The following is a 25,772-nucleotide window of genomic DNA, read 5'->3' as shown; positions in this document are numbered from 1 at the left end:
GAGAGTAAACGTCAATCACTTAGTTTTGCTCAATTGAGCTGGTCCAACTGCGAACAAAAGTTTCGCGACGAAGCTTGTCCAAAAACACCAGCAGTCCGGGGCCAAGCCGAATTGGCCGTAAAACGGTCCCAGTGGATTGCGCCACACGCTGAATTGGCGGCAAACCGGTTTGGGCAGAGAGCTCTGGGTGTCCTTCAAGCCGGACGAGAAAATCAATCATTCGCCCCGCAGCGCTTGCATTTTTAGCACCGGTGGGAATAAGTGCAGTGCGCAGCATGACGCCAACAAAGTCATCAAGCGGAATAATTTCAAGCCCATCTGTCCCGGCTAATTGGCTTTCCGCATAGCTGCCCAAAACGTTATAGGCCAGCGCCAGTTTACCCGAAGCAACATCTGCAATCATGCCGCCCGAGCAACAATATAATTTTGCGTCGAGCCGGCCCATGACTTCCGTTAGACGCCAGAAGCTTTCCGTGTTCCGAGAATCTTGAGTTGCGAACAGGTAACCCAATCCCGAAATTCGCACGTCATATGTTCCAACTCGTCCTGCGAATGTCTCGGGATTGTTCCGCAACGTCTCAATTAGTTCTTGGCGCGTGTGTGGCACACCTACATTTTTAAATGCAGCTTTGGAAATCACCATCACCGCCGGTTCTTGCGTGAAACCAAATAGCTGATCACGCCAAACCGCCCAGTCGGGCAACGAAGACGTTGCCTCAGACGAATAGTCCCGAGCAAAACCATCATTCGCCAGTTTTGTTTGCAAATCCATCGCCGAAGAAATGACCAAATCGAACTGCGCGTTCTCGACGTAAATCGCCTTCATCAACTCCGTACTTCCGGTGGTTACATATTCGATATTGATTGAAGGATTTTCGCGCTGAAACGCCAATATAATCGGCTCGAACACGTCGATATCCGCTGTGGATAGAACAGACAATAATTCCTGTCCATTTTCGGCCGAATAGTATTTTCGCTCTTCCTCTTCAAACCCGAAGACGTGCGAAATAGGCAGCACCGCGATTGTTAGCAACAGCGCTAAGACAAGTCGAAAATCAAGGATACGCATGCGCCTCTGCCTTTTAGGTTCTCGCCAACTTCCAGTCGGCCATTATGGGCCTGAGCCACTTCGTCTGCGATCGTTAGCCCAAGCCCGGAACCAACAACATCATCAACGTTAGATCCTCGGGAAAAGCGCTTGGTCAGCTTGGTGGCGTCCATACCACCAAACCCACGTCCTTCATCGGTTATGGACAATTTCATCACTTTGTTGGATTTTGATACTTGTACATTTATCGTACTTTCGACCGGCGAATATTTGATGGCGTTGTCCATAATATTGCGCACCGCATTTTGGATGAGTATACGATCAGCCAAAATAGGTACTTCGTTTGGGGACTGTTCCAAAACAATGTCGATATCTTTTAGCTCTGCGGTTGGCCTAAGCCGCTGGCAGATTTCTTTGGCGATGTCCCCCAGCTCAACTTCGCTTTTTTCAAGCTGATCAGTTCTAAACGTCACCATGGCGTGGTCTAATAACTGCCCCGCCGATCTTGAACTTTCGTCAACAGCCCTGATCATTTCGCGCAATGCTTTACGGTTTTCCGCCCGCTCCATTTGCCGATAAACAACTTCGGCCTGCGTGCGCACTGTCGCTAATGGCGTCCGCACCCGGTGCGCAGCTTCAGCAATAAAATCCTCAGAGCGCGTCAGTGAAGACCGCAAGCGACCCATGAAATTATTAAGCGCATCCACCAGAGGAACCAACTCTCCTGGCGTTTTCGTGACCACCGAGCGCAAGTCTTTGGGGCCGCGCCGCGCAACCGATTGGGCAAGACGTTTTAGCGGTGCCACTGCGCTTTGAGCCGCAAAAAGACTTAAAGCGGTTGCCATCAAGAAAAAACCAATGGCAACGGCCATCGCCGTTGTGGTGATTTGAGATGATATCGCCGCTAACCCGCGTTGTGTTTGGGCTACAACAACTTGTACTTCTGCTGCGCGATCTCCGCTGCTCACGGCTCGAGCAAGCGAAACAAGGCGGACTTCCTCGCCTTTATACTGAGCCGTAACAAACTGAGCGCGAAGCCTGTCGGCACCGATATCTGGCACCTGGAGATCGTCATATCCGGTCACCGTTTCACCATCGGCAACAATGCGATAAAAGACCCGATCTTCAGAAATTGCCCCCAACATCGAAAGCGCTGAATAGGGCAATTCAACCCGCACATTGCCGCGTTCAGAATATAGAGCGTCGGCAATCGACGTCGCAGAGGCTGCGAGAACATTATCTTGTGTATCCGCTGCAGCGCCCTCAGCAACTGACCGTACGGCCAAAAAGAACACGATCGATAGCAAAGCAGCGATTATGCTGAGTTGGGCCACCAATCGCCGACGAATAGAACTGGTCGCAAAAAACCGGATCATGATCGTTGGATCATCCTGTACCCCAAACCGCGAACGGTTTCGAGCCGCACTTCAGAACCTTCGAGCTTCTTGCGCAACCGCCCGACATAAACTTCAATGGCATTTTCGGACACTTCCTCGTCAAAAGAGAACAACCGGTCCATCAAATAATTCTTCGAAAAAATCTGCCCGGGCGCACCAAAAAACACCTCAAGAAGTCGCAATTCCCGATTGCGCAAAGCGCGTTCGTCTGCACCGACCCGCAATATGCCAGTTGACGGATCAAATACCAGATCACCAAATTCGCGCGCATTGTTGACGCTCCCCCCCTGCCGCCGCAAAACCGCACGACACCGGGCCTCAAGTTCTGAAAAATCAAACGGCTTGGTGATGTAATCATCGGCACCCAAATCGAGCAGCCCCACACGGTCGGAGACTTCAGAACGAGCAGTAAGAACGATCACCGGTGTGCGTTCAGCTTTCGACCGATGGGTTTTCAAAAATGATCGCCCGTCGCCATCCGGCAGCATAATATCCAGCAAAATCAAATCATAAGCGACGGTTGAAGTGCTGGTCGCCGCATCGCGTAGATCTTGCGCATGGTCGACAACATGGCCATCCAACGCAAATCTCTTTTTTAGCGCTGCAGCCAACTGCATATTGTCTTCAACCAACAAAAACCGCACTTCTACTCCTCAATTTTATCGCCGTACTACCGCAACCAACAATAGAAACCCACGGCACATTAGATGCCTTTGGTTGCTCCACCATCGCAGCGGATCACAGATCCGTTGACATAGCTTGCGCGCTCAGAAACTAAAAACGCTGCTAGATCGCCAAACTCCTCGGTCCGCCCATAGCGACCAACTGGAATTTGCGCTTCATTTTCAGCCCGCACAGCTTCCAGAGTTCTGCCCGTACGTTCGGCATTTCCGCCGTCCAATTGATCAAGCCGCGCGGTCAATATGCGCCCCGGCAATTGCATGTTTGAGGTGATGTCATATTTCGCCACTTCATTGGCCAACGATTTACTCCACCCCACAAGTGAAGACCGCAACGTATTCGACATGGCCAAGTTTGGAATGGGTTGCTCGACACCTGAAGAGGCAATGGTCAAAACACGCCCCCAACTATTGGCCTGCATGTCTGGCAGACAAAAATTGGTCATCTCAATAACGCGCAAAATCATCGTGTCAAAATAGGCACGCCATGTATCAGCGTCTGGCGCTGTGGTGACACCGGGAGGCGGACCGCCAGTATTATTCACCAAAATATCAACTTGCCCGAGTTTCGCCTTCGCCTCAGCATAAAGATTAGCCGCAGCGCCTTGCATCGACAAATCAGCCTCGACGAAATCCGCTTTACCCGGCCCCATCTCGTTTAGTTCTCGCACCACCGTTTCCAGCTTTTGTGCCGAACGACAGCTGATCACAACGTGAGCTCCCTCGCGCACCAAGGATGTTGCAACAGAAAGGCCGAGACCTTGGCTGGATGCCAACACGAGAGCTCGCTTATCGCTTAGTCCTAAATCCATATTTTCCGCACCCAATTTGTTCGAATTTGTTTGTCTGAAACTCTGTTTCAATCTTTGGGGTAAGCCTATGCTTCTGCGCAACGCCTGACAAGTTGAACAACACCAAAATGTGAGCGGCTTTAGTCACAATACTGCGAAGACTTCTTGGAGGAATTCCTTATGATCAAGTTCATCCAATAAAAAATTGCGGGGCAGGAATATGAACGACAAAATTGCAGGAAGCTGCTTATGCGGCAGTGTTACATTTGATGTAGAAAACCAATTCAGAAACTTTTATTTTTGTCACTGCAGTCAATGCCGCAAAATCACAGGATCGGCACACGCGTCAAACCTATTTGCAGCGCCGGACGCTGTGACTTGGCATACAGGACAAGGTGACGTCGAAACTTTCCGCCATCCCACACGAAGCATAGCAAAAGCATTTTGCAAGAAATGCGGATCGGGCTTACCATACGTGAATTTGAAAAAGACCTTCACCATTGTGCCTGCTGGATCGTTGGATGAAACGCCAGATAAAGACCAAGGCAAGCGCATTTTTTGGCACGACAGAGCTCCTTGGCATGACTGGATAAAAGACGCGCCCGCTTTTGACGAGTTTCCGAAATAGCGCATTTTTGTGATTGAAACGAATGCCTTAAGCTCGCACAATGGGTGGACAATTTATTTTACCACTCTGACAGGAAACAAACGTGGGCTTTCGCGACACAATATTCAAACCCGTTGATCACAGTTCAATTGTTGATGCGGTTGTTGATCAGATCGAAGCCCTTATTTTGAACGGGGTGCTGCGAGACGGATACAAATTACCATCAGAACGTGACCTCGCTGAACAAATGTCTGCTTCGCGACCAAAAGTTCGCGAAGCGCTTAAACTGCTCGAAGAAAATGACCTCATCATTTCTCGGCATGGTGAAGGCACGTTTGTTGCGCCGCTTATCGGCTCGGCAATGTCCCCTGCCCTTATCGATCTTTACTCGCGGCATGCCAGTGCGTTTTTGGACTATCTTGAGTTCCGAAGAGAACAGGAGCAGTTCGCCAGCGCACTCGCAGCGGAGCGTGCTACCGACATCGACAAAGAGACCCTGAATGCCATCATGGAAGAGCTTGAAGCTGCCCACGAATGTGACAACTTTGACGCCTCAGAGGAAGCAGATATTCGCTTTCATGCAGCAATTGTTGATGCTAGTCACAATTCACTGCTGGTCCACACGATGTCGTCTATTTACGCGCTAACACGGCAGAACTTGTTCTACAACCGCCGAGTTTTGCGCGTTGCAGATGGAGGCGCGGCGAATGAACTTTTATTGCTCCAACATCGCGCAATCCATCAGGCAATTATTCAGGGAAAACCAGAGAGTGCGCGCAAGGCGGCCCGTGCTCATATCGACTTTTTAGAGCGATCCTATTTATTGGAGCAAGATCGTAACCGACGAGAACAAATTGCAAACCACAGACGATTGATTTCAAGAGGTAAACAAACTTGACCTTATCAACGATCATGCGATAGCTTGCCGTCACAAAACGATGGGAGAGACCTATGCGTCTTACTGATTGTCATAATTTTCAAGACTTCCGAAAACTCGCAAAACGCAGGCTGCCCTCACCCATTTTCAACTACATTGATGGCGCTGCGGACGACGAGGTCACTTATCGTCGCAATACAGCGAGCTTTGATGAATGCGATTTGGTTCCTGATGTTTTGAACGGCATTACGGACGTGGATATGTCGGTAACCGTTATGGGCCAAAAGCTCGACATGCCGATTTACTGCTCTCCCACAGCTCTTCAACGTCTATTTCATCACGATGGGGAACGCGCTGTTGCGGCTGCCGCGAATAAATTTGGCACCATGTTTGGTGTCTCCTCGCTGGGCACTGTTTCCATGGAAGAACTCCGCGAAAAATATGATACGCCCCAAGCCTACCAATTCTATTTCCATAAAGATCGCGGCTTGAACAAAGCCATGCTGCAACGCGCCAAAGACGCAGGGATCAACGTGATGATGCTTACCGTTGATGCCATTGTTGGCGGCAATCGTGAACGCGATCTGCGCACTGGGTTTTCTATCCCTTTTAAACTGAGCGTTGGCGGGTTGGCCCAATTTGTTCTCAAGCCCATTTGGGGTCTGAACTATGTCACCCATGAAAAATTCAGCCTGCCCCAACTCGACTATCATGTGGATATGGGCGGTGGGGCTAAATCCATCAGTTCCTATTTCACCGAGATGCTTGATCCTTCTATTTCTTGGGACGATGTGGCGCAAATGGTCAAAGAATGGGACGGACAGTTCTGCATCAAAGGCATCATGTCAGTTGAAGACGCAAAAAAAGCCGCAGACATAGGCTGCACAGGCATCATCATTTCAAACCATGGTGGTCGACAGCTTGATGGTTCACGCTCATCTTTTGATCAACTGGCAGCAATTGTTGACGCCGTAGGTGACCGATTGGACGTCATCATGGATAGCGGCGTGCAGCGCGGCACCCATGTGCTTAAAGCGTTGGCGCTCGGCGCAAAAGCGGTTGGCGGCGGACGGTTTTATCTGTTTCCTTTGGCGGCAGCCGGACAACCCGGCGTTGAACGGGCACTGGAATTGATGCGCGCAGAAATTCGCCGTGGCATGATATTGATGGGCGCATCTTCGGTCGACCAGCTCACCAGCGACAAATTGCTCTTTAGATAAAAAAGCGCCGATCCAAATGAATTGAACCGACGCCAATAGGAGAAGGGTTGGGAGTTTTTATTTTACCAAGGCGTTCCCAATAGCCTGGGCAATTTTTCTAGCCGCCCTCACCTGCCCGGTCCGCATTTTTACGCCACTTTTGATAAAGCGGCATAAGCATTGGAACAAACAAGGTCAAACCGGCAATAACCAGAATTGAAAGCGTTAGTTCACGCTCCCAAAGGAACGACCAGCTGTCATCATTGATCAGCAAAGCACGACGTAAATTCTCTTCCATCATGCCGCCAAGAATGAAGCCCAAGATCATTGGTGCCAATGGGAAATCAAGCAGTCGCAGCACAACCGCTGCAATGGCGAATATGATCATAAGTTGAATATCAAACGTATTGAAACTGACGAAGTAAACCCCGATCAATGAGAAGAACAAAATCAATGGCAACAGAAAACGTGCCGGAATTGCCAAAACCTTAGCGATGTAAGGAATGAGCGGCAGGTTCAAGACCAACAGAATAATGTTACCGATCCACATCGAAACGATAACCGCCCAGAAAACTTCTGGCTGATCAATGTAAAGTCGAGGTCCGGGCTGAATGCCATACCCAATCAGAGCACCAAGCATGATCGCTGTTGTACCTGAGCCCGGAATACCGAGGGTGAGCAAGGGGACGAAAGAACCCGTGGCAGCCGCATTGTTTGCAGTCTCTGGAGCAGCCAACCCACGAATAGAGCCCTTACCAAAAAGCTTGCCCTTTTCTGGGCCAGCAAGTCGTTGCTCAGTTCCATAAGCCAAGAAGCTAGCAATGGTCGCACCAGCGCCCGGCAACACGCCAATCAGAAAGCCCATAATAGACGAACGTCCAATCACAGGTGCCATTTCTTTCACTTCCTCACGGCTAATTTTCATAGACCCAAGGTTGGAGGAAGCTTCTTTTTCCTTGATACGATCCTCATCGTTCTTAGGCTTCAAAATAGCCATCAGCGCTTCAGATAGAGCAAACGTTGCCATCACCAACAACAAGAACGACACACCATCAAGCAAATCAATCATGCCCAACGTAAAGCGTTGAATGCCTTGCGTCTGATCGGTCCCCACAGTTGACAGCATCAAGCCGATAACCGTCATCAACATGGCTTTTAAAACATTACCCTGCCCCGCAAACGCAGCAACCGCAGTAAGCCCCAAAACCATCAAAGCAAAATAGTCGGTTGAGTGAAACGATAAGGAAACACTAGCCAAAAATGGAGCAGCAATCAGCAATAGGATCGCACCGATAACACCGCCTGAGAATGACGAATAAGCCGCAATAGCCAACGCCTTACCAGCCTTGCCTTGCTTGGCCATCGGATAGCCATCAAACGAGGTGGCGACGGTACTGGCGACCCCCGGCGCATTAATCAAAATCGACGACGTCGAGCCGCCAAAAATGGCGCCATAATAAACCGCAGCCATCAAAATAATGCCTGCCGCCGGGTCCAACCCTGCTGCAACCGGTATCATAAGAGCGATCGCAGACATCGGGCCAAGACCCGGCAACATGCCAATGAATGTCCCCACAAGACATCCAGCGACAACAAAAGCCAAATTCATTGGCGTTAGGGCGGTGGTAAGCCCAATAAAAATACCCTCAAGCATGGTCCATCACCCTTTCAAAAACCAAGGAAGCGGTTCGATGAACACGCCCAAGCCAAGTGTCATTAGTGCCCAAAATGCAACCGCGATTGGAATTGACGTCGCAAGCAGCAACCAAATTTTGCGCTCGCCCAATATCCAATAGCCAACACCCAGCAAAATCGAAGAAGACAAAATAAATCCGAAGGGTCGAATGGTCAGGCCGTAAAATGACATCAGCACCAAAAACGAAAACACGGTGCCCCAATTTTTACCCGATAAATCCAGATATTCTTTGGACGCAGGCAGCGCGATAATGGCGATGCTCAAACCAATTCCCAGCACGGCAAGAACTTCGGGCATGGTGCGCGCATGAAACGCGACATTCGCTTGAAATGGCAATAATGGAATGCGTTGGCTAAGCACTGCGTAAGTCACGCAAAATGCCAGCAATAACAAACCGCCAATTCTTCTGTTGGTAAAAAACACGACTGGCCTCCCCGACCGATCTTAAAAGAAGCGCCTGACATGCAGGCGCTCTAAAGACAATAATCGTAACTGAAACGGCCGCAACCAAAAGGCTGCGGCCGATATTGTCGTTATGGCTTAAAGGAAGCCAAGTTCGCGCATAAGCGAACCGATTTCTTCTTCTTGGCCTTCAAGGAACGTAATGAAGTCCGCATCAGCATTGAAGATCTCTACCCAACCATTCCGGTCACGAACAGTTGCCCATTCGTCAGTGCTGTACATTTCATTAAGCGCTTTTACGAACTGTGCTTTTTTCTCATCAGACATCCCTGGTGCGCCAAAGAAACCGCGCCAGTTAACAAACTCTGTACCTGGAGAACCAGCCTCAGCACATGTTGGTGTGTCTGGTGCAGTTGGCAGACGCTCCGGTGCAGTCACACAAAGAATGTTTACTTCACCTTGACGCGCAAGTTCGGCAGCTTCGCCAAAACCGGTTGTCAGCGCAGCAATTTCGCCCGAAAGCAAACCAGCCATCGCTTTTCCGCCAGCATCGTATGGAATGTACTTAACTTCAACTGGGTTAGCACCGGCATTTTTCATCACCAATGCAGCGATCAAGTGGTCCATACCACCAGCAACAGAGCCGCCACCAATCGCAATGCTTGATGGATCGTTTGCGTAAGTCGCCAACAAAGCCTGCATCGTTTCGATTGAGCTATCTTTGTGGACAACCATCGCACCGTAATCACCAATGGTGCCGGCGATAGGGGTCAGGTCACGGAATGACTGGGGGAATACCCCTTGCAAAGACCGGATCACGATTGGCGTTGAATTGACCATCAACGTATTTTCGTCGTTGGTCTCAATGATGTGTGCGATAGCTTTACCGCCGCCGCCGCCAGACATATTTTCATATGTAGCGCCGCCAGCAATACCTGATTTGGTTAGGGCTTCACCCGTTCCGCGTGCAGTACCATCCCAGCCGCCGCCAGCGCCGCCGGGGATGAGAAACTTGATTTCATCAACGACTTTATGACCGTCTGCCAATGCAACGCCAGCTGCACCAAGCATGAGTGAAGTAGCTGCAAAAGCAGCTGTGAATTTCTTGAACATAGATGTCCTCCCAATTAGTTCAAAACCGTTTTCCGGTTCTTGGGCTATGCCATCATGACAAACTGACACCAACCTGACATGTGAAAAATGTTCGCAAATCCGTTGTTATTCAACATGTTATGAAGAAGAGTTAGTTGCAGCATCTTTTAGTTTGGAAATGAGTTCCCCGACTCGTGCGCCATTATCCGGGGCATTTATTTGGTCGGCCATGTACAAATTATTTTCAAAACCGACACGACAATCACTTCCAAATGAAGCGGCATGAACAAGACAAGCTGTCTCCCGTCCACCAAAAGCACAGGTCATAACTTTTGCTTCTGACGAAAATGGTGATGCTTGCATCGCGCTGTGGAATGGATCGAAATGCAAGGGGTTCGATTGCTGTCCTGCTGTGTAACGTCCCAACACAAACAAAAATGAGGGCGCACCATTTGGGATTACCCCTTGATCCACAAATTGCTCGAATTGCTGAACTTCGGCAGGATCGTAAAGAATATGTTGAACGTCTATGCTGTCATCAGCGAGCGAATGATAAAACTGGCTAAGTTCTGCCCTATCAGGGTGCTTGCTCAGCTCTGCTAATGCGATAGAAACCATCTTAGGATACACGTCCTGCACAACCTGCATTTGCTCTTGAGGTGAATAGATGCCGACCGCTTCAGTAGTGATTTGAACATCCATTTTCGGCACGACCAGCGCCAATTCTGAAATCAGTTCACGATAGAGCCCAGCGTCCAGAACATGCTCATCTTGTGAACCGCGAACATGGGCGTGAATACCATTGGCACCAACCGCAAAACATTGTCTTGCCGTTTCGACAACTTCAGGGATCGAAATGGGCAACGCCCTATGATCTGCCTTTGTGCGCCGAGCGCCATTTGGTGCAACCATTATGTAGGGCAAACTCATTTGCTGCCCAAACGATCACCAAACACATCATCCAAAGCAATCGCCAATAAATCAACAAGCAAGTCGATATGTTCATTTTCGTAGATGAAGGGAGGCGCAAGCAAAATATGGTCTCCGCTTTTCCCGTCAACGGTTCCACCCATTGGGTAAATCATCAAACCACGTTCAAATGCGGCTTTCTTGGCTTGCATTGCAATACCCAGTTTGGGATCAAATGGTATTTTGGTTTGTCGGTCTTCCACCAATTCTAATCCCCAAAACAACCCCTTGCCCCGAATGTCACCGACAAATGGATGTTGTCCGAACTTCTTGTGCAATGCAGCTTCCAACAATTCTCCAAGCTCGACAACACGGGGCAGCAATTGTTTCGTTTCGATCTCTTCAAGTACCGCTAGCCCTGCAGCGCAGGCTGCCGGGTGACCCAAATAGGTATGGCCATGCTGGAAAAACCCGCTGCCCTTCTTAATCGAGGCATAAATCTCGCCCGAACAGATCATTGCCGCGAGGGGCTGAACTCCCGCTGCAATCCCCTTTGCGATGCAAATCATGTCCGGCTTGATGTTGTAATGTTCTGATGCGAAATACTTACCGGTGCGCCCACACCCGACCATCACTTCATCCATAATCAACAGCACACCATGTCGCTGGCAGATCGCCTGAATGCGATCATAATAACCTTCCGCAGGCGGCACTGCACCCATGGTCGCACCAACAATTGGCTCAGCGATAAAAGCCGCAACATTCTTCGTGCCCAATTGAAGGATCATTTCCTCCAATTGATTTGCCATCCGTAGGCCGTAATCAACTTCGCTTTCACCATCCAGCCCAAAGCGCCAATAATGACACGGATCAATATGAACCATCGAGGGCACCAAAAGCGGCTCGAACTGCGCCTTGCGCCACATATTGCCGCCCGCCGACAACGCGCCAAGCGTATTGCCGTGGTAGCTCTGCTTGCGCGCAATAATATGTTTGCGATCAGGTTGCCCTATTTCCAGAAAATACTGCCGCGCCAGCTTGATCGCGCTTTCAGTAGCTTCTGATCCGCCAGAGACGAAATAGACCCGCTCCATATTGTCAGGCGCCAGCTCAATCAGCTTATCAGCTAAGCGTTCGGCTGGCTCTGAAGTAAAGAACGACGTGTGCGCATATGAGATTTTATCGAGCTGGTCTTTTACCGCATCTATAACGCGCTTGGGCGAATGGCCAAGGCACGAAACAGCGGCCCCGCCACACCCATCTAGATACTTTTTCCCGTCGACATCAAATAGCCATGGCCCATCGCCGGACGCAATAACAGGATAGTCCACACGCATATGGCGTGGAAACACATGATCTGCACACATCTTTTCGTTCCGCCAATACCTTTTAGTCTGGTCTTACAACAAAGACTGATTGCTTGGCATGTCGCACAACGCGCGCGGCATTGGGGCCGAGCATATAGTCTTGAAGCGCCGGTCTATGCGATCCCATAACAATGACATCGCATTTGATTTTATCCGCATAGCGCAAGATCTCATCGTAAATCGTACCGCTTGCGGTAAACCGTTTCACTGATGCCGGGTCGTCGCAATGATCTGCGACGAACTGCTTCAAAGCGGCTGAAGCAGCACTTTCGGCCTGTTTCTCAAACCCTTCCGGGAAATATTGAGACACCATAGGCAGACCAAAATTTGGCACAACACTCATAATGGTGAGTTTCGCGCCATAATCGCGCGCGATTTGCTGCGCTGCAGGCATGGCCCTGTCCCAAGAGCTTTCCTGCCCCAAATCAACCGGTAATAAAACAGATTTAAACATTCAAATTCTCCTTAAAACGCGGGTTGAGTTTGACGGCGACGTTGCAGCATAATCACAAGACCCAGCAACAAAAGCGCTGGAATGTAGAATATCTGCTTGGGCATCCGGTCAGCCGCAGTTTGCACCGACTTGATTTCAACTGGTTCGTCTAAATAGAAATCAAACCCGCCAAGTTTCTCGAAATATGGCGTTCCAGGGAACGGCTCATCCAGTTTCACGATCTCGCCCTCTGGGAAGGTCGTAATGCCAGCACCTGTTAGCCTTGTCGCACCATCACCTTCATCGGTAACAGGCAAGATAACCGTCACGTCTTTGGCTTCACCGGTATCAAAATCAGGTCCACTCACGACGATGCGAATGTCGCTACCAATCGGCGCTTTGCCCACAACTTCTTCCAACTGCGTCGCCGCAGATGTTTGATAAGGCTGTTGAACATAATCCAAGAAGAAACCGGGACGGAACAACGTGAACGCGATTAGGATAAGCAAAGCACTTTCCCACTTGCGAGACTTCGCAAAGAAATATCCTTGCGTTCCCGCCGCGAACAGTAACATGGCCACCGTCGCCACAATGAAGATGATAATACCGTCAATCCAGCCAACATTAATCAGCAACAAATCGGTGTTGAAGATAAACAGGAATGGCAGCGCAACTGTACGCAAACTGTAGAAAAATGCTGTGAAGCCCGTCTTGATTGGATCGCCGCCAGAAACGGCGGCTGCGGCAAAGGAGGCGAGGCCCACCGGGGGCGTAACATCCGCCATTATGCCAAAGTAGAACACGAACATATGAACAGCGATCAACGGCACAATTAGACCATTTTGCGCACCAAGCTCAACCACAACACCCGCCATCAATGATGACACAACAATATAGTTCGCTGTTGTCGGCAAGCCCATGCCCAAGATCAAACTGATCACGCCAACACACATCAACATGATAATGAGGTTGCCGCCGGATAAGAACTCAACAAGTTCAGCCATAACTTGGCCAACTCCGGTTAGAGTAACCGTACCAACGATAATGCCAGCCGTAGCGGTTGCAACACCAATTCCAATCATGTTGCGTGATCCGGCGATCATGCCAGCGATCAGATCGTCAAAGCCATCTTTGAACTCTGCAGCTAAATCGCCTGACTTACGGAAAAACGCCTTAAGCGGTTTTTGCGTCAGCAGAATCACGATCAATAGTGAAGATGCCCAAAACGCAGACAATCCAGGTGATTTACGCTCGATCATCAGGAACCAAACCAGCACCACGATCGGCAAGATGTAATGAAGGCCCGTGCCCTTAACATCGTCATATGCCGGTAGCTCAACAATTTCAGATTTAGGATCATCCATTTCAAGGTTTGGCTTACGTGCCGCAACTGCAACCATGGCAACATAAATCACCAAAGTGCCGATGGTGAGAATGATTGAAGCGTTTTCACCAAACACGCCACGCATCCAACCGATGCCGTAATAAATGCCAAAACACAGCGCACCAAAAACAGCAAAACCGATGAAAGTCGACAGTAACTGTTGAACGAGGGTTTTGGTTTTTTGAACAGGCTTCGGCAGCGCCGTCATGCCCTTCTTCAAGGCCTCCAAATGCACAATGTACAACAGCGCAATGTAAGAAACGACGGCTGGCAAGAACGCGTGCTTGATTACTTCAACATATGGAATGCCGATATATTCCACCATCAAGAACGCTGCAGCGCCCATAACAGGTGGCATGATTTGACCGTTTACCGAAGAGGCAACTTCAACCGATCCGGCTTGTTCTGAGGTAAACCCAACACGCTTCATCAAAGGAATGGTGAAAGTGCCGGTGGTCACCACATTGGCGATCGAGGAGCCGGAAATAAGCCCGGTCATCGCAGAACCCACAACGGCAGCTTTCGCAGGTCCGCCGCGAAGGTGGCCCAATAATGAAAATGCAATTTGAATGAAATAGTTGCCCGCGCCCGCTTTATCTAGAAGCGATCCGAACAACACGAAAAGGAAAACAAAGCTGGCAGAGACGCCCAGTGCAATGCCGAACACGCCTTCTGTGGTCAACCACATATGGCTCATGGCTTTGGAGAAGCTAGCGCCTTTCCAGCGGATAACGTCAGGAATGAAACTTTCAGACCCGAAGAAAACATACACGAGGAAAATCAACGCTACGATCGCAAGAGCTGGCCCCAAGGCGCGTCTTGCGGCTTCGAGCAGGATCAACAAACCAACGCCGGACATCACCAACTGTAAAGTTGTTGGTAGGCCCTGCGCACCAGTGGCTGCCAAGGTTCCATAAGCATAGAATGCGTACCCAGCACAAAGTGCTCCAACACTTCCCAACACCCAATCATAAATAGGAATGCGGGAACGTGAGCTCGATTTAAACGCCGGATATGCCATAAACGCCAAGAAAACCGCAATCGCCAAATGCAGCGAGCGAGTTTGTGTATCGTTTAAAACAGGAATGATACGGCCAATCGCCGTATAGGGTAATGGTGAAGCGATCCAAAGCTGGAAAAGCGCCCAAAAAAGTGCCAATCCGGCAATAAATTTCCCAACTGGCCCTGCTGGATTACGTGCCCCACTATCAGTGGAGGCAACCAGATCTTCCAGTTCCTCATCACTTAGTGGTGAATTCTCATTTTTGTTTACGTCGCTCATTTGCCCCTCCCAGAACCCCTACAAATTCTTACCCAAATTGGGTATGAGGTGGCACAGTTGCGCCACCCCAAATGTTATGGCCTACATGCCATTCTCTGCATAATATTTCGCAGCGCCAGCATGGATCGGTGCTGAAAGACCGTCTTTTGCCATTTGTTTTGGATCAAGGTTTGCAAATGCAGGGTGCAATTTGCGGAAGCCGTCAATGTCGTCAAACACAGCTTTTACAACTTCGTAAACAACTTCATCTGCAACCGCAGCTGATGAAACGAACGTTGCGCCAACACCAAACGTTGTGGTGTCTTCATCGTTACCGCGATACATGCCGCCTGGAATTGTTGCAATCCGGTAGAAAGAGTTCTCTGCAATCAATTTTTCGATCTCAGGACCAGTTACATTTACCAATACTGAATCACATGATGTTGTCGCTTCAGAGATTGAGCCAGAAGGGTGACCAACCGTGTAGATCATTGCGTCAAGTTTGTTGTCGCAAAGTGCCTGTGATTGCTCAGATGCCTTAAGTTCAGACGCCAATGCAAAATCAGCAGTTGTCCAGCCAAGTGCATCCAACACAACATCCATTGTGCCGCGCTGACCTGAACCGGGGTTACCGATATTCACGCGCTTACCTTTAAGATCTGCAAAGTTTTTGATGCCTGAATCGGCACGCGCCACAACCGTAAATGGCTCTGGGTGAACTGAGAAAACAGCACGAAGGTCAGTAAATGCACCCTGCTCTTCAAATTTTGAAGTGCCGTTATATGCGTGATACTGCCAGTCAGATTGTGCAACGCCAAACTCAAGCTCGCCTTGGCGAATTGTGTTGATGTTATAAACAGACCCACCAGTAGATTCCACAGCACAACGAATGCCATGTTCTTTACGGTTTTTGTTGACCAAACGACAGATCGCGCCACCAGTTGGATAATAAACACCAGTTACGCCACCAGTACCGATGGAGATAAACTGTTGCTGTGCAAAAGACGGTACTGCCGCCCCTACAACCATTGCTGCGCCAATCGCAGCACTCATAATCATTTTTTTCACGTCGTGTTCTCCCTTTAGACGTTTCAAGTTTATTCATGCCACGTTGGGCATGTGGTATTACGCCGATTTAGCGAAATTGGAATTGTTAGAAACAACGCCGCTGTCTTTCATGTAATCGGTCGTTTCTTTTTGCACCAAATCGGGCAATGGCCCAATTTGCGCGCAAATTTCTTCTGCCAACTGAACCGCACAAGCGGCTGCCATGGTCCAGCCTAGCGTGCCATGCCCACAATTGACGAATGCATTTTTGAGTTTTGTTTGCCCAACGATGGGCTGCGAGTTTGGCGTGACCGGTCTATGACCAATCCAAGGCTCGCCGTCACCTTGCAAAATTGCAGCGCCCGGAAACCGCTCTGTCAGCACTTTCTTCAATTGTGCAAGACGATCACTTTTAACCCGCAAGCTTGTTTCCCCAATGTCCGCAAGACCGGCAATGCGGACCTTATCGCCCAATTGGCACAGAACAGCTTTACCCTTCACATCCGTGATGCTGTTTTGGGGCGCATTCGGTCCCTTTGGATAAGTGAGGCTATATCCAGCAACCGGCACAATCGGTAAATCCATACCAAGGGTTTTAGCGAATTTCGGCATCCAATGACCCGCTGCAAACACATAATTATCTGCGCACATTTGCCCCCGGTTCGTATCTAAACCGCAAACTTTGCCGTCTTCAGCAAGAACATCTTCAACCTTGCAGCCACGCAACAATCGATTGTCCGGCGATAGTGACAAGATGTGTTGAATTATAGCTTCTGCAAACCGACGTGGATCACCCACCTCTTCACCTTCAGTGAAAATCGCACCGGCAATTTTGCCGCCGAACTGAGAAAGTGATGGCTCAATCTCCAACGCCTCTTCTGGAGACAAAAGTGTCTGCCTTATACTAAATTGACGCTTTAGCGTGATCAGCTCCGCAGCATCATCAATTGATTTTTGATCGGGCAAAATATGTATTTTGCCGCCAACCTTGTGGTCAAACTGAAAATCGTATCGTCCGCGCCATTCGCGCATCTGTTCTTTTGATCGAAGGGAAAGCTCTAAACTGGCAGCCGTATTGCGCATAAAGCGTGGCTTGGAACTTTGGGCAATAAAGCGTGTTAGCCAAGAATAGTTATGTAGGCTCGGCTTTAAACGGAACTTCATACCGGGCTCACGCCCCGTCAGTATTCGACCAGCCATACCGATTAAGCCCGGGCTGGCCATCGCATCTGCATAGCCGTAGCTCAACTGCGCGCCGTTTGCCTTGCTCGTTGCATTCGCAACATGCTCATCCCGTTCCAGAACCGTTACATTAAACCCGCGCTCAACTAGCGCCAATGCTGTTGTTGCCCCAACAATTCCGGCACCTACAACCATAATTGTCGGCTTAGAGGTCTTCAGTTTCGATTTTGGTTTGCTTGTGCTGCTCATTATTTACCGCGCCACCACAACGTGTCGCGTGAACAAGCTAAAGCGCCAAACCTTGCACTATCTTGCCTTAATATAAATTCATTTCGGCTTAAAATACTCACCAGAGGAAACATCAATTTAGTTCGCCCTACTCACCCTCAATTCAAGAAGCCTATGAAATTTCTAACCAAAAGGTAAATAATAATACATTGGTTTCATATAATCCTGAGTTATAACTAGAGCGCTGAGAAAATTCGATATTGGGGCTTGGATAGAATGAACTTACGGCACATAGAACTATTTCATACCATCATGGTTGAGGGCACAATCAGCGGCGCAGCGCGCGCACTGAATATTTCACAGCCTGCTGTCAGCAACGCCCTTCGGCACGCAGAAGACCAGCTCGGCTTCCAGTTATTTCACCGTTTGGGGAAACGCATTGTGCCCAGCAATGAGGCAAAGCTACTTTTTGCCCACACTGAAAGCGTCATGCAGCAAGTTGAACGGGTCACCCAGATTTGTGAAAACATGGATGAGGGTGTAGGCCTATCTATCCGAATCGGTGTGGTACCCGCCCTATCTTTTCAACTTCTGCCGCTGGCCCTCGCCGCCCTTCGGCAGTCTTTCCCCCACGTTTCAATTAGGGTCAATGTCATGCGTTATGACACCATGCGCGAGGCATTGCTGCGCCAGGACATCGACTTGGCGCTCTCCTTTTATGGTGGCGACTTTCCGGGCACTCGAACGAGCAAACTTGGACGCGGACGATTTGTCATCGTCAGTCAAAGAGATCGCGTAGACGTAAAATCTAACCCCGACATTTCCTTGGTGACAAAAGACGACTTTGTTTCAATCGCCGACAGTGGCCCATTGGGCAAATTGCTTGACCAAGCAAAAGAAAATGCAGGCTTCATGGCGAGCCCCATAATGGCAACAGAAACATATCACACAGCCATATCGTTGGTCCGGGTTGGGTTAGGCATTGCCATTGTGGATATTTTTTCAGCAAGAGCGAATGCTGGAACCGACATTGAAATAACAGAGACGAAAAACCTTCCCGGCTTTGATGTGTCCGCCAGTTACTTGCCCGAGAATGAAAAGTCATCCGTTCTGCGCATTTTCCAAGAACTACTTACGCGAACCGCACTTCAAGTAATTTAGATCACGCGCACGTGTTCGTCTGAATGCAAAAATACCCTTGTGATGTTCACTTGAACATCTTAGACTACCAGTTGAGCAAACAAACCCGTGATTTATGCAGCCGACAACAAGAACCGACAAAATAATTGAACTGCTCAACGCCGCGGGGCAAGTCGATGTGATTGATCTCGCGCAAAAGTTTGACGTTACTGAGCAAACAATCCGCAGAGACCTTGCTTCCCTTTGCCAACGCGGCCTCGCTACTCGAATGCATGGCGGTGCTCGCCGGCTCAAATCTACAGCTTCTTTGAGTTATGAAGCCCGCCGCCAAGACAATATGGCCGCCAAAAACGCCATCGCCTTGCGTGTGGCCGAATTAATCCCAAACGCTAGCTCTGTTTTCTTGAACATCGGCACCACAACAGAACAAGTCGCTACGGCTCTTTTGGGCCATGAAGACCTCCACATCATCACCAACAACACCAACATTATTGGCATTTTGCAGTCAGCCACGTTGCGAACCCTCACCCAAATCGGTGGCACTGTGCGTCAACTGGACGGGGCGATTGTTGGCGAAGACGCAGTCGAATTCATCTCCCACTACAAAGCGGACTATGCTGTTATTGGTGCTTCCTCAATTGATGACGATGGTTCCGTTTTGGATTTTGACCCACGCGAAGTCGCTGTCGCCAAGGCTATCCTGAAAAACGCCCGTACGCGCATACTTGTGATTGATCACACCAAGTTCGAAATCAATGCGTCAGTTCGTATCACAACACTTGAACAGTTAGATTTTGTGGTCACGAGCAAACAGCCATCAGCTGTATTTACGCAAACAGCAATCGCCGCAAACACACAAATCATCATCACAGGACCAAATCAATGACCGAACAACAAGCTGAAAAAATCTATGATCTTTTCATCGTTGGCGGCGGCATAAATGGCTGCGGCATTGCTCGAGACGCTGCCGGTCGTGGACTGTCCGTCGCTTTAGCTGAAATGAATGATCTGGCCTCAGCCACTTCTTCTGCTTCCACCAAATTGTTTCATGGCGGCTTGCGCTATCTGGAGTATTTTGAATTTCGTTTGGTACAAGAAGCCCTAAAGGAGAGGGAAAATCTACTCGTCGCCATGCCGCATATTTCATGGCCGATGCGTTTTGTCCTACCCTATCATCCTGACATGCGTTTTGAAGGCGAAACGCCAACATCCAAGCTGCTCAATTTCACAATGCCTTGGACCAAAGGTCAGCGGCCTGCTTGGCTCATCCGCCTTGGCTTGTTTTTGTACGACAACATGGGTGGGCGTAAAATTCTGCCCGGCACCCAAACCATTGATCTTAAATCGAACCCAGTCGGCGACCCGCTAAAATCAAAATTTGAACACGCGTATGAATATTCGGATTGTTGGGTGGAGGACAGTCGGCTGGTTGTTCTAAACGCCAGAGATGCCCAACGGCTCGGCGCGAAAATAATGACCCGCACTAAAGTGATTGATGCGACGTCCAAAAACGGCATTTGGACCATCACCACCAAGGACCAACTGACCGGCAAAGAGCAGACTTACAAGTCAAAACTATTGGTCAATGCAGGCGGTCCATGGGTTGAGCACATCATCAAAGACCTTGCACATATCAAAACCAACGAAGGCGTTCGTTTGGTTCGCGGTAGCCACATTGTCACAAAGAAATTGTTTGATCACGACAAGGCATATTTCTTTCAAGGCGAAGACGGACGGATCATTTTTGCCATTCCGTATGAACAAGATTTCACCCTGATTGGCACCACTGATCAAGACCATGAAGATGTTTCAACAAAACCTGAATGTAGCGAAGAGGAACAAGAATATTTGTGCAAATTCGCATCGCAATATTTCGAGAAAAACATCACGCGCGATGACATCGTTTGGACCTATTCTGGCGTCCGTCCTCTTTATGACGATCATGCATCATCAAGCACCGCGGCAACCCGCGAATATGTGCTTAAACTAAATGAAACCGGTCAGGCACCTGCCCTCAACATTTTTGGCGGTAAGATCACAACATATCGACGCCTCGCCGAATCCGCGATCGCAAAATTCGCCCATTTCTTCCCAACCATGTCAGATGAATGGACCGAACGAGCGCCCCTGCCAGGCGGAGATTTCAAACATGACCAGTTTGAAAGTCTTGTCTCAGACCTGCATTCAGACCTACCCTTCCTAGAGCACCAAACAGCCCACCGCCTAGTGCGCGCTTACGGCACCGATGCGAAAGAAATGTTTACGGGAATTTCAACTGAGAAAGATCTCGGCACTCATTTCGGCCACGGCATATATGCACCCGAACTCGATTGGGTAATTGCCAATGAATGGGTTATGACCGCCGAAGACTATTTGTGGCGCCGAACAAAAATGGGCCTACGTGTAAGCGACAGTCAAAAGGCCCAAATTCAAGAGTACATTATCGGAAAATTGAACTCACAGCGCGCTTAAGAATTTGGTGTTAGTTGGAAATTTTGGACCTACCAAACATACGAATTCCTTGGAACAAACATGAAGCAGCAAAAAATAACTTGGTTGACCATAAATTCTGCCCGTGTACAAATTTACTCTTGGGCTGATGTGCAGCTTCCGACATGCAACTTTGCTCATTTAGGATATTTAGATGAAAAATTCGAAATCCAAACTCAAGCAAAAGGGCTCTTGTCCGGATTTCCTAACACCACAAGTGGTGGCAGAATTGAACAGTGGAACCTACGTTGCGCCGTTTGATGTGCTTGGGCCTCACGAAAGTGGTGGCAAACGCTGGGTTTCAACCTTTCAACCAGATGCCGTGCAAGTTATTGCAACCGTTTCGGGCAAACAAACAATGTTGCCACGTATCGATGGTGATGTGTTTTCCGGCCCCGTTGTAGGCAACGCCTATACGCTCACGACGACGTTTGCAGATGGCGCGCAGCACACAAGCCACGACCCGTTTTCCTTTGATCCGATCATTTCAGACTTTGATCAATATTTGGTCGGCGAAGGTACGCACAAAGAACTTTGGCGCATTTTGGGTGCCCATGTAACTCAACATCAAATGATCGATGGTGTTCACTTTGCGGTTTGGGCACCAAATGCACAACGGGTAAGCCTCATCGGCGATTTCAACCGCTGGGATGGTCGCCGCCATCCCATGCGAGCTGTGGGACATACCGGCGTCTGGGAAATCTTCATCCCGCAGATGAGTGATGGCGATCTATATAAATTTGAAGTTGCCAGCAAAGACGGAACGATCACGCTAAAGGCTGACCCTGTTGGATTTGGCTCACAACACCCACCTGAAAAAGCATCGATCGTTCGCGACATCAAAGGTTATGGCTGGAAAGACAAAGACTGGATGGATGCGCGCGCATCCCGCGCAGATCGCAGCAGTCCCATGTCGATCTATGAAGTTCATCTTGGGTCATGGCGGCGACGTTATGACGACGGGGGGCGGCCCCTTAGTTACAAAGAACTCGCAAAAGATCTCATATCTTATGTCAAATATATGGGCTTCACCCATGTCGAGTTGCTGCCGATCTCTGAGTTCCCATTTGATGGGTCTTGGGGATATCAACCTGTGGGGCTTTTTGCACCTACCATTCGCTTTGGTCCACCACATGAATTCCGCGATTTCATTGAAGCTGCCCATGCGGCAGATATTGGGGTTTTGCTTGATTGGGTTCCCGGGCATTTCCCGACAGATGACCATGGCCTTGCCAAATTCGATGGCACTTGCCTTTATGAACATGCGGACCCGCGCGAGGGCTTCCACCAAGATTGGAATACACTGATTTACAATTACGGGCGAAGCGAGGTTAAGAACTACCTTGTTTCAAACGCCCTCTATTGGATTGAGGAATATCATCTTGACGGTTTGCGCGTCGATGCGGTGGCGTCGATGCTTTATCGCGACTATTCGCGAAATGAGGGCGAATGGGTGCCGAATAAAGATGGTGGACGCGAAAATTACGAAGCCATTGCCTTTTTACAAGAGATGAACATCGCAGTTTACGGCGCTGACCCCAGCGTCATGACGGTGGCGGAGGAAAGCACGTCCTTTCCTGCTGTTTCCCAACCTGTCCATGCTGGCGGACTTGGTTTCGGTTACAAATGGAACATGGGTTGGATGAACGACACGCTTCGCTACATGGAAAAAGACCCCATTTACCGCCGACACGATCATCACCTGATGACCAGCCCAATCGATTGGGCCTTTACTGAAAACTTCGTCCTGCCGATCAGTCATGACGAGGTTGTGCATGGCAAAGGCTCGATGATTGAAAAAATGCCGGGTAATCGTTGGGAGAAGTTTGCCAACTTGCGGGCCTACTATGCCTTTATGTGGACCCAACCTGGCAAGAAGTTACTTTTCATGGGGTGCGAATTTGCCCAACCTGAAGAGTGGAAACACGATAACGAGTTAAACTGGGGCGCTGCTGAACAACCTGCGCATAAGGGCATACAAGAGTTGGTGCGTGATTTGAACAAACTCTATCGCGACACGCCAGCTTTGCATGTGAACGATTGCAAGTCGGAAGGTTTCAAATGGCTTTCCAATGACCCGACGCAATCGACCATTGGGTTCGTGCGTTATGGGGGAGCACATGATGCGCCGGTCGTGGTGATGTGCAATTTTACACCAGTTGAGAGATCAGAGTTCCGAGTTGGAGTACCTGAGTTAGGCTTTTGGGAAGAAGCCTTAAATACCGATGCAGCAATCTATGGCGGGGACAACCGTGGCAATATGGGTGGAGGAGAGGCTGTGAAGGTGGCCGCTGATGGGCACGCGCAGTCTTTGACATTAACATTGCCACCACTGTCTGTGGTCGTGTTGCGGCACCGGACGAAAACGATAAAGTAACAGGGATGGAGAGTACAACATGGAGACGAAACGTCTTACACAAAGAACAATGGCATTTGTGCTTGCAGGCGGCAGAGGAAGCCGCCTCAAAGAACTTACAGACCGTCGAGTAAAGCCCGCTGTTCCCTTTGGTGGAAAAGCCCGCATCATTGATTTCGCTCTCTCCAACGCCGTGAATTCTGGCATCAGAAAAATCGCTGTCGCGACACAATATAAAGCCCACAGCTTAATCCGCCACACCCAGCGCGGTTGGAATTTCTTTCGTGCAGAACGTAATGAGTTTCTTGATGTACTGCCTGCCTCTCAGCGGGGTGGAACAGAAAGCTGGTACAAAGGCACCGCTGACGCTGTTACTCAAAACATCGATATTATTGATAGCTACAACGTCGATTATGTGGTCATTCTGGCGGGCGATCATATCTATAAAATGGACTATGAAATAATGCTCCGCCAACATCTTGAGACAAGCGCGGATGTAACCGTGGGTTGTTTGACAGTTCCCCGGATGGAAGCCACCGCTTTTGGGGTGATGGACACCAACAAGGAAGGTCGCATCACCAGTTTCTTGGAAAAACCTGCCGACCCTCCGGGTACACCTGAGAACCCAGACCTCGCTTTGGCATCAATGGGCATTTATGTATTTAGCTGGAAATTCCTGCGCGCGCTTTTGCTCGATGATGCACAAGATCCTAACTCAACCAACGATTTTGGAAGCGACTTGATCCCTGAAATTGTCAAAACCGGCAAAGCGATGGCTCACCGTTTTGACGAAAGTTGCGTTCGGGCCGAAGGCGCACCAGCCTATTGGAAAGACGTGGGCACAGTCGACGCGTTCTGGCAGGCCCATATTGATTTGACGGACTTTACACCGGAACTGGATCTGTGGGAGAACGACTGGCCGATCTGGACATATGCTGAAAACGTTCCGCCCGCGAAATTTATCCATGACCAAAGCGACCGACGCGGCATGGCGATTTCCTCTATGGTCTCAGGTGGCTGTATTATTTCGGGCACCGAAGTGCGCAATTCGTGTTTGTTCACCAATGTGCATACCAATTCTTACGCCGTGCTAGACCATGCAGTAATATTGCCAAACGTGACGGTTCACCGCTCTGCCCGATTGCGCAAAGTTGTCGTTGACGCTCGTGTTGTAATCCCCGAAGGCCTTGTTGTTGGGGAAGATCGAGCTGAGGATGAGAAATGGTTCCGGGTTACAGAACGTGGAACGACCCTTGTTACCCAAGACATGCTAGATAAAAGAGCTGCTGCAATATGACACAAATCCTTTTCGTCGTTTCCGAATGCGCCCCCTTGATCAAAACAGGTGGCTTGGCCGATGTTGCGGGCGCTCTGCCCGGAGCATTGGCAACTCATGGCGACGAAGTGCGCGTTTTGCTTCCAGGCTACAGGACTGTCCTGGAAAAGCTGGACAAAGGCACCATTGTTGAAACCTACGACGACTTGTTTGGCGGGCCAGCAAAATTGCGGGCCTGCAAAGTCGATGGGCTGGACTTGTTGGTTATCGACGCGCCACATCTTTATAATCGCGGTGGCGGTGTTTATGTAGACGCACAGGGCAAAGACTGGCCTGACAACCCTGAACGGTTTGCTGCACTTTCATATGTGGCGGCGCAGATCGCGACTTCGGGGGCTGGTGATTGGACGCCGGACATTGTGCATGGACACGACTGGCAAGCTGGCCTTACGCCAGAATATTTGCACGCCGCCAAGTCAAAAGTCCCTTTTGTATTCACCATCCACAACATCGCCTTTCATGGCAATACGGGCCGGGAAAACTTAAAAGCGCTTGGGCTGAATGAAGACCGGTTCGATGCGGATCATTTTGAATTTTGGGGGCAAATTTCAGCCTTAAAATCGGCACTAACGGGTGCTGCAAAAATCACGACCGTTTCCCAAACCTATGCGGAAGAACTTTTAACACCAGAGTTCGGCATGGGGATGGAAGGGGTTTTAAGCCAACGCAAATCCGACCTTTTTGGGATTGTGAATGGCATTGACGAAACCACTTGGAACCCCGCGACAGACCCACATATCACGCCGTACAAAACAGCCGCCGGTAAGGCACCCAATACACAAGCTTTGCAAAAAATATTTGGGTTAGAACAGAGTGACGGTCCACTTTGCGTGCTCGTGTCTCGACTAAC

The 25,772-nt window shown here is 49.5% G+C and carries 22 protein-coding genes; 9 read left to right on the top strand and 13 right to left on the bottom strand.

Annotated features, from left to right (window positions below):
- Nucleotides 1-19: 19 nt before the first annotated feature.
- Genes ACSHWX_RS06085 through ACSHWX_RS06070 form a run of 4 tightly spaced genes read right to left on the bottom strand, consistent with a single transcriptional unit; the run spans nt 20 to nt 3,937 of the window.
- On the bottom strand, nt 20-1,069 hold the full coding sequence (locus tag ACSHWX_RS06085; protein WP_435667305.1) for an ABC transporter substrate-binding protein: 1,050 nt from the start codon (nt 1,067-1,069) through the stop codon (nt 20-22).
- Nucleotides 1,039-2,424: a sensor histidine kinase N-terminal domain-containing protein gene (locus ACSHWX_RS06080; RefSeq protein ID WP_435667304.1), complete on the bottom strand. Its 1,386-nt coding sequence runs from the start codon at nt 2,422-2,424 to the stop codon at nt 1,039-1,041. The genes ACSHWX_RS06085 and ACSHWX_RS06080 overlap by 31 nt, the downstream gene beginning before the upstream one ends.
- Nucleotides 2,421-3,089, bottom strand: a complete 669-nt coding sequence (locus ACSHWX_RS06075; RefSeq protein ID WP_435667303.1) for a response regulator transcription factor — start codon at nt 3,087-3,089, stop codon at nt 2,421-2,423. The genes ACSHWX_RS06080 and ACSHWX_RS06075 overlap by 4 nt, the downstream gene beginning before the upstream one ends.
- 59 nt (nt 3,090-3,148) lie before the next feature.
- A complete protein-coding gene (locus ACSHWX_RS06070) occupies nt 3,149-3,937 on the bottom strand; it encodes an SDR family oxidoreductase (RefSeq protein WP_435667302.1) in 789 nt (262 codons plus the stop codon).
- 199 nt (nt 3,938-4,136) lie between these two features.
- On the opposite strand from ACSHWX_RS06070, the gene ACSHWX_RS06065 reads away from it, so the two are divergent.
- From ACSHWX_RS06065 to ACSHWX_RS06055, 3 genes are all read left to right on the top strand, one after another.
- On the top strand, nt 4,137-4,544 hold the full coding sequence (locus ACSHWX_RS06065; RefSeq protein WP_435667301.1) for a GFA family protein: 408 nt from the start codon (nt 4,137-4,139) through the stop codon (nt 4,542-4,544).
- Between the two features lie 82 nt (nt 4,545-4,626).
- On the top strand, nt 4,627-5,421 hold the full coding sequence (locus ACSHWX_RS06060) for a FadR/GntR family transcriptional regulator (protein ID WP_435667300.1): 795 nt from the start codon (nt 4,627-4,629) through the stop codon (nt 5,419-5,421).
- A gap of 53 nt (nt 5,422-5,474) precedes the next feature.
- Nucleotides 5,475-6,620 (top strand): alpha-hydroxy acid oxidase, encoded by a 1,146-nt coding sequence (locus tag ACSHWX_RS06055; RefSeq protein ID WP_435667299.1) that lies wholly within the window; start codon nt 5,475-5,477, stop codon nt 6,618-6,620.
- A gap of 97 nt (nt 6,621-6,717) precedes the next feature.
- Here ACSHWX_RS06055 and ACSHWX_RS06050 read toward each other — a convergent pair whose 3' ends face one another.
- The 9 genes from ACSHWX_RS06050 to ACSHWX_RS06010 all read right to left on the bottom strand — a co-directional run bounded on the left by ACSHWX_RS06050 (nt 6,718) and on the right by ACSHWX_RS06010 (nt 17,621).
- Entirely contained in the window at nt 6,718-8,253 is a 1,536-nt protein-coding gene (locus ACSHWX_RS06050; protein WP_435667298.1) for a tripartite tricarboxylate transporter permease, read from the bottom strand.
- 6 nt (nt 8,254-8,259) lie between these two features.
- Nucleotides 8,260-8,718, bottom strand: coding sequence for a tripartite tricarboxylate transporter TctB family protein (locus tag ACSHWX_RS06045; protein ID WP_435667297.1), 459 nt, complete (start codon nt 8,716-8,718; stop codon nt 8,260-8,262).
- Between the two features lie 117 nt (nt 8,719-8,835).
- Complete coding sequence (locus tag ACSHWX_RS06040; protein WP_435667296.1) at nt 8,836-9,810, bottom strand: tripartite tricarboxylate transporter substrate binding protein; 975 nt, start codon at nt 9,808-9,810, stop codon at nt 8,836-8,838.
- Between the two features lie 117 nt (nt 9,811-9,927).
- Complete coding sequence (locus ACSHWX_RS06035; RefSeq protein ID WP_435667295.1) at nt 9,928-10,719, bottom strand: 3-keto-5-aminohexanoate cleavage protein; 792 nt, start codon at nt 10,717-10,719, stop codon at nt 9,928-9,930.
- Complete coding sequence (locus ACSHWX_RS06030; protein ID WP_435667294.1) at nt 10,716-12,065, bottom strand: aspartate aminotransferase family protein; 1,350 nt, start codon at nt 12,063-12,065, stop codon at nt 10,716-10,718. Before ACSHWX_RS06030 ends, ACSHWX_RS06035 begins: the two co-directional genes overlap by 4 nt.
- A 22-nt stretch (nt 12,066-12,087) precedes the next feature.
- The gene (locus ACSHWX_RS06025; RefSeq protein ID WP_435667293.1) at nt 12,088-12,519 is read right to left on the bottom strand and encodes a universal stress protein; all 432 of its coding nucleotides are present in this window, start codon (nt 12,517-12,519) and stop codon (nt 12,088-12,090) included.
- 11 nt (nt 12,520-12,530) lie between these two features.
- Nucleotides 12,531-15,164: a TRAP transporter permease gene (locus ACSHWX_RS06020; RefSeq protein ID WP_435667292.1), complete on the bottom strand. Its 2,634-nt coding sequence runs from the start codon at nt 15,162-15,164 to the stop codon at nt 12,531-12,533.
- Between the two features lie 81 nt (nt 15,165-15,245).
- Nucleotides 15,246-16,196: a TAXI family TRAP transporter solute-binding subunit gene (locus tag ACSHWX_RS06015; protein ID WP_435667426.1), complete on the bottom strand. Its 951-nt coding sequence runs from the start codon at nt 16,194-16,196 to the stop codon at nt 15,246-15,248.
- Between the two features lie 72 nt (nt 16,197-16,268).
- Entirely contained in the window at nt 16,269-17,621 is a 1,353-nt protein-coding gene (locus ACSHWX_RS06010; protein ID WP_435667291.1) for an FAD-dependent oxidoreductase, read from the bottom strand.
- A 255-nt stretch (nt 17,622-17,876) separates the two neighbouring features.
- On the opposite strand from ACSHWX_RS06010, the gene ACSHWX_RS06005 reads away from it, so the two are divergent.
- From ACSHWX_RS06005 to ACSHWX_RS05980, 6 genes are all read left to right on the top strand, one after another.
- Nucleotides 17,877-18,761 carry a LysR family transcriptional regulator gene (locus ACSHWX_RS06005; RefSeq protein WP_435667290.1) on the top strand — a complete coding sequence of 295 codons (885 nt, stop codon included), beginning with the start codon at nt 17,877-17,879 and terminating at the stop codon, nt 18,759-18,761.
- Nucleotides 18,762-18,855: 94 nt separating this feature from the next.
- On the top strand, nt 18,856-19,626 hold the full coding sequence (locus ACSHWX_RS06000) for a DeoR/GlpR family DNA-binding transcription regulator (RefSeq protein WP_435667289.1): 771 nt from the start codon (nt 18,856-18,858) through the stop codon (nt 19,624-19,626).
- Complete coding sequence (glpD, locus tag ACSHWX_RS05995) at nt 19,623-21,212, top strand: glycerol-3-phosphate dehydrogenase (RefSeq protein ID WP_435667288.1); 1,590 nt, start codon at nt 19,623-19,625, stop codon at nt 21,210-21,212. The genes ACSHWX_RS06000 and glpD overlap by 4 nt, the downstream gene beginning before the upstream one ends.
- 172 nt (nt 21,213-21,384) lie before the next feature.
- The gene (gene glgB / locus ACSHWX_RS05990) at nt 21,385-23,607 is read left to right on the top strand and encodes a 1,4-alpha-glucan branching protein GlgB (protein ID WP_435667287.1); all 2,223 of its coding nucleotides are present in this window, start codon (nt 21,385-21,387) and stop codon (nt 23,605-23,607) included.
- Nucleotides 23,608-23,626: 19 nt separating this feature from the next.
- Entirely contained in the window at nt 23,627-24,883 is a 1,257-nt protein-coding gene (gene glgC, locus ACSHWX_RS05985; RefSeq protein ID WP_435667286.1) for a glucose-1-phosphate adenylyltransferase, read from the top strand.
- Nucleotides 24,880-25,772 (top strand): glycogen/starch synthase (locus tag ACSHWX_RS05980; protein WP_435667285.1); only part of this gene is annotated, 893 nt, incomplete at its 3' end. The genes glgC and ACSHWX_RS05980, both read left to right, overlap by 4 nt.

Source organism: Maritalea sp. (assembly GCF_051251695.1).
Classification (GTDB): Bacteria; Pseudomonadota; Alphaproteobacteria; order Rhizobiales; family Devosiaceae; genus Maritalea.
The sequence above is the reverse complement of the archived record's forward strand: the minus strand, read 5'-3'. Positions and strand labels throughout refer to the sequence as shown.

What these genes read in the sequence shown, in the direction of transcription:
- ACSHWX_RS06005 (WP_435667290.1), top strand. Translation starts at nt 17,877, where the DNA reads ATGAACTTACGGCACATAGAACTATTTCATACCATCATGGTTGAGGGC.
- ACSHWX_RS06000 (WP_435667289.1), top strand. Translation starts at nt 18,856, where the DNA reads ATGCAGCCGACAACAAGAACCGACAAAATAATTGAACTGCTCAACGCC.
- ACSHWX_RS06040 (WP_435667296.1), bottom strand. Translation starts at nt 9,810, where the DNA reads ATGTTCAAGAAATTCACAGCTGCTTTTGCAGCTACTTCACTCATGCTT.
- ACSHWX_RS06015 (WP_435667426.1), bottom strand. Translation starts at nt 16,196, where the DNA reads ATGAGTGCTGCGATTGGCGCAGCAATGGTTGTAGGGGCGGCAGTACCG.
- ACSHWX_RS06070 (WP_435667302.1), bottom strand. Translation starts at nt 3,937, where the DNA reads ATGGATTTAGGACTAAGCGATAAGCGAGCTCTCGTGTTGGCATCCAGC.
- ACSHWX_RS06020 (WP_435667292.1), bottom strand. Translation starts at nt 15,164, where the DNA reads ATGAGCGACGTAAACAAAAATGAGAATTCACCACTAAGTGATGAGGAA.
- ACSHWX_RS06035 (WP_435667295.1), bottom strand. Translation starts at nt 10,719, where the DNA reads ATGAGTTTGCCCTACATAATGGTTGCACCAAATGGCGCTCGGCGCACA.
- ACSHWX_RS06010 (WP_435667291.1), bottom strand. Translation starts at nt 17,621, where the DNA reads ATGAGCAGCACAAGCAAACCAAAATCGAAACTGAAGACCTCTAAGCCG.
- glgC (WP_435667286.1), top strand. Translation starts at nt 23,627, where the DNA reads ATGGAGACGAAACGTCTTACACAAAGAACAATGGCATTTGTGCTTGCA.
- ACSHWX_RS06050 (WP_435667298.1), bottom strand. Translation starts at nt 8,253, where the DNA reads ATGCTTGAGGGTATTTTTATTGGGCTTACCACCGCCCTAACGCCAATG.
- ACSHWX_RS06025 (WP_435667293.1), bottom strand. Translation starts at nt 12,519, where the DNA reads ATGTTTAAATCTGTTTTATTACCGGTTGATTTGGGGCAGGAAAGCTCT.
- ACSHWX_RS06065 (WP_435667301.1), top strand. Translation starts at nt 4,137, where the DNA reads ATGAACGACAAAATTGCAGGAAGCTGCTTATGCGGCAGTGTTACATTT.
- ACSHWX_RS06055 (WP_435667299.1), top strand. Translation starts at nt 5,475, where the DNA reads ATGCGTCTTACTGATTGTCATAATTTTCAAGACTTCCGAAAACTCGCA.
- ACSHWX_RS06080 (WP_435667304.1), bottom strand. Translation starts at nt 2,424, where the DNA reads ATGATCCGGTTTTTTGCGACCAGTTCTATTCGTCGGCGATTGGTGGCC.
- glpD (WP_435667288.1), top strand. Translation starts at nt 19,623, where the DNA reads ATGACCGAACAACAAGCTGAAAAAATCTATGATCTTTTCATCGTTGGC.
- glgB (WP_435667287.1), top strand. Translation starts at nt 21,385, where the DNA reads ATGAAAAATTCGAAATCCAAACTCAAGCAAAAGGGCTCTTGTCCGGAT.
- ACSHWX_RS06085 (WP_435667305.1), bottom strand. Translation starts at nt 1,069, where the DNA reads ATGCGTATCCTTGATTTTCGACTTGTCTTAGCGCTGTTGCTAACAATC.
- ACSHWX_RS06030 (WP_435667294.1), bottom strand. Translation starts at nt 12,065, where the DNA reads ATGTGTGCAGATCATGTGTTTCCACGCCATATGCGTGTGGACTATCCT.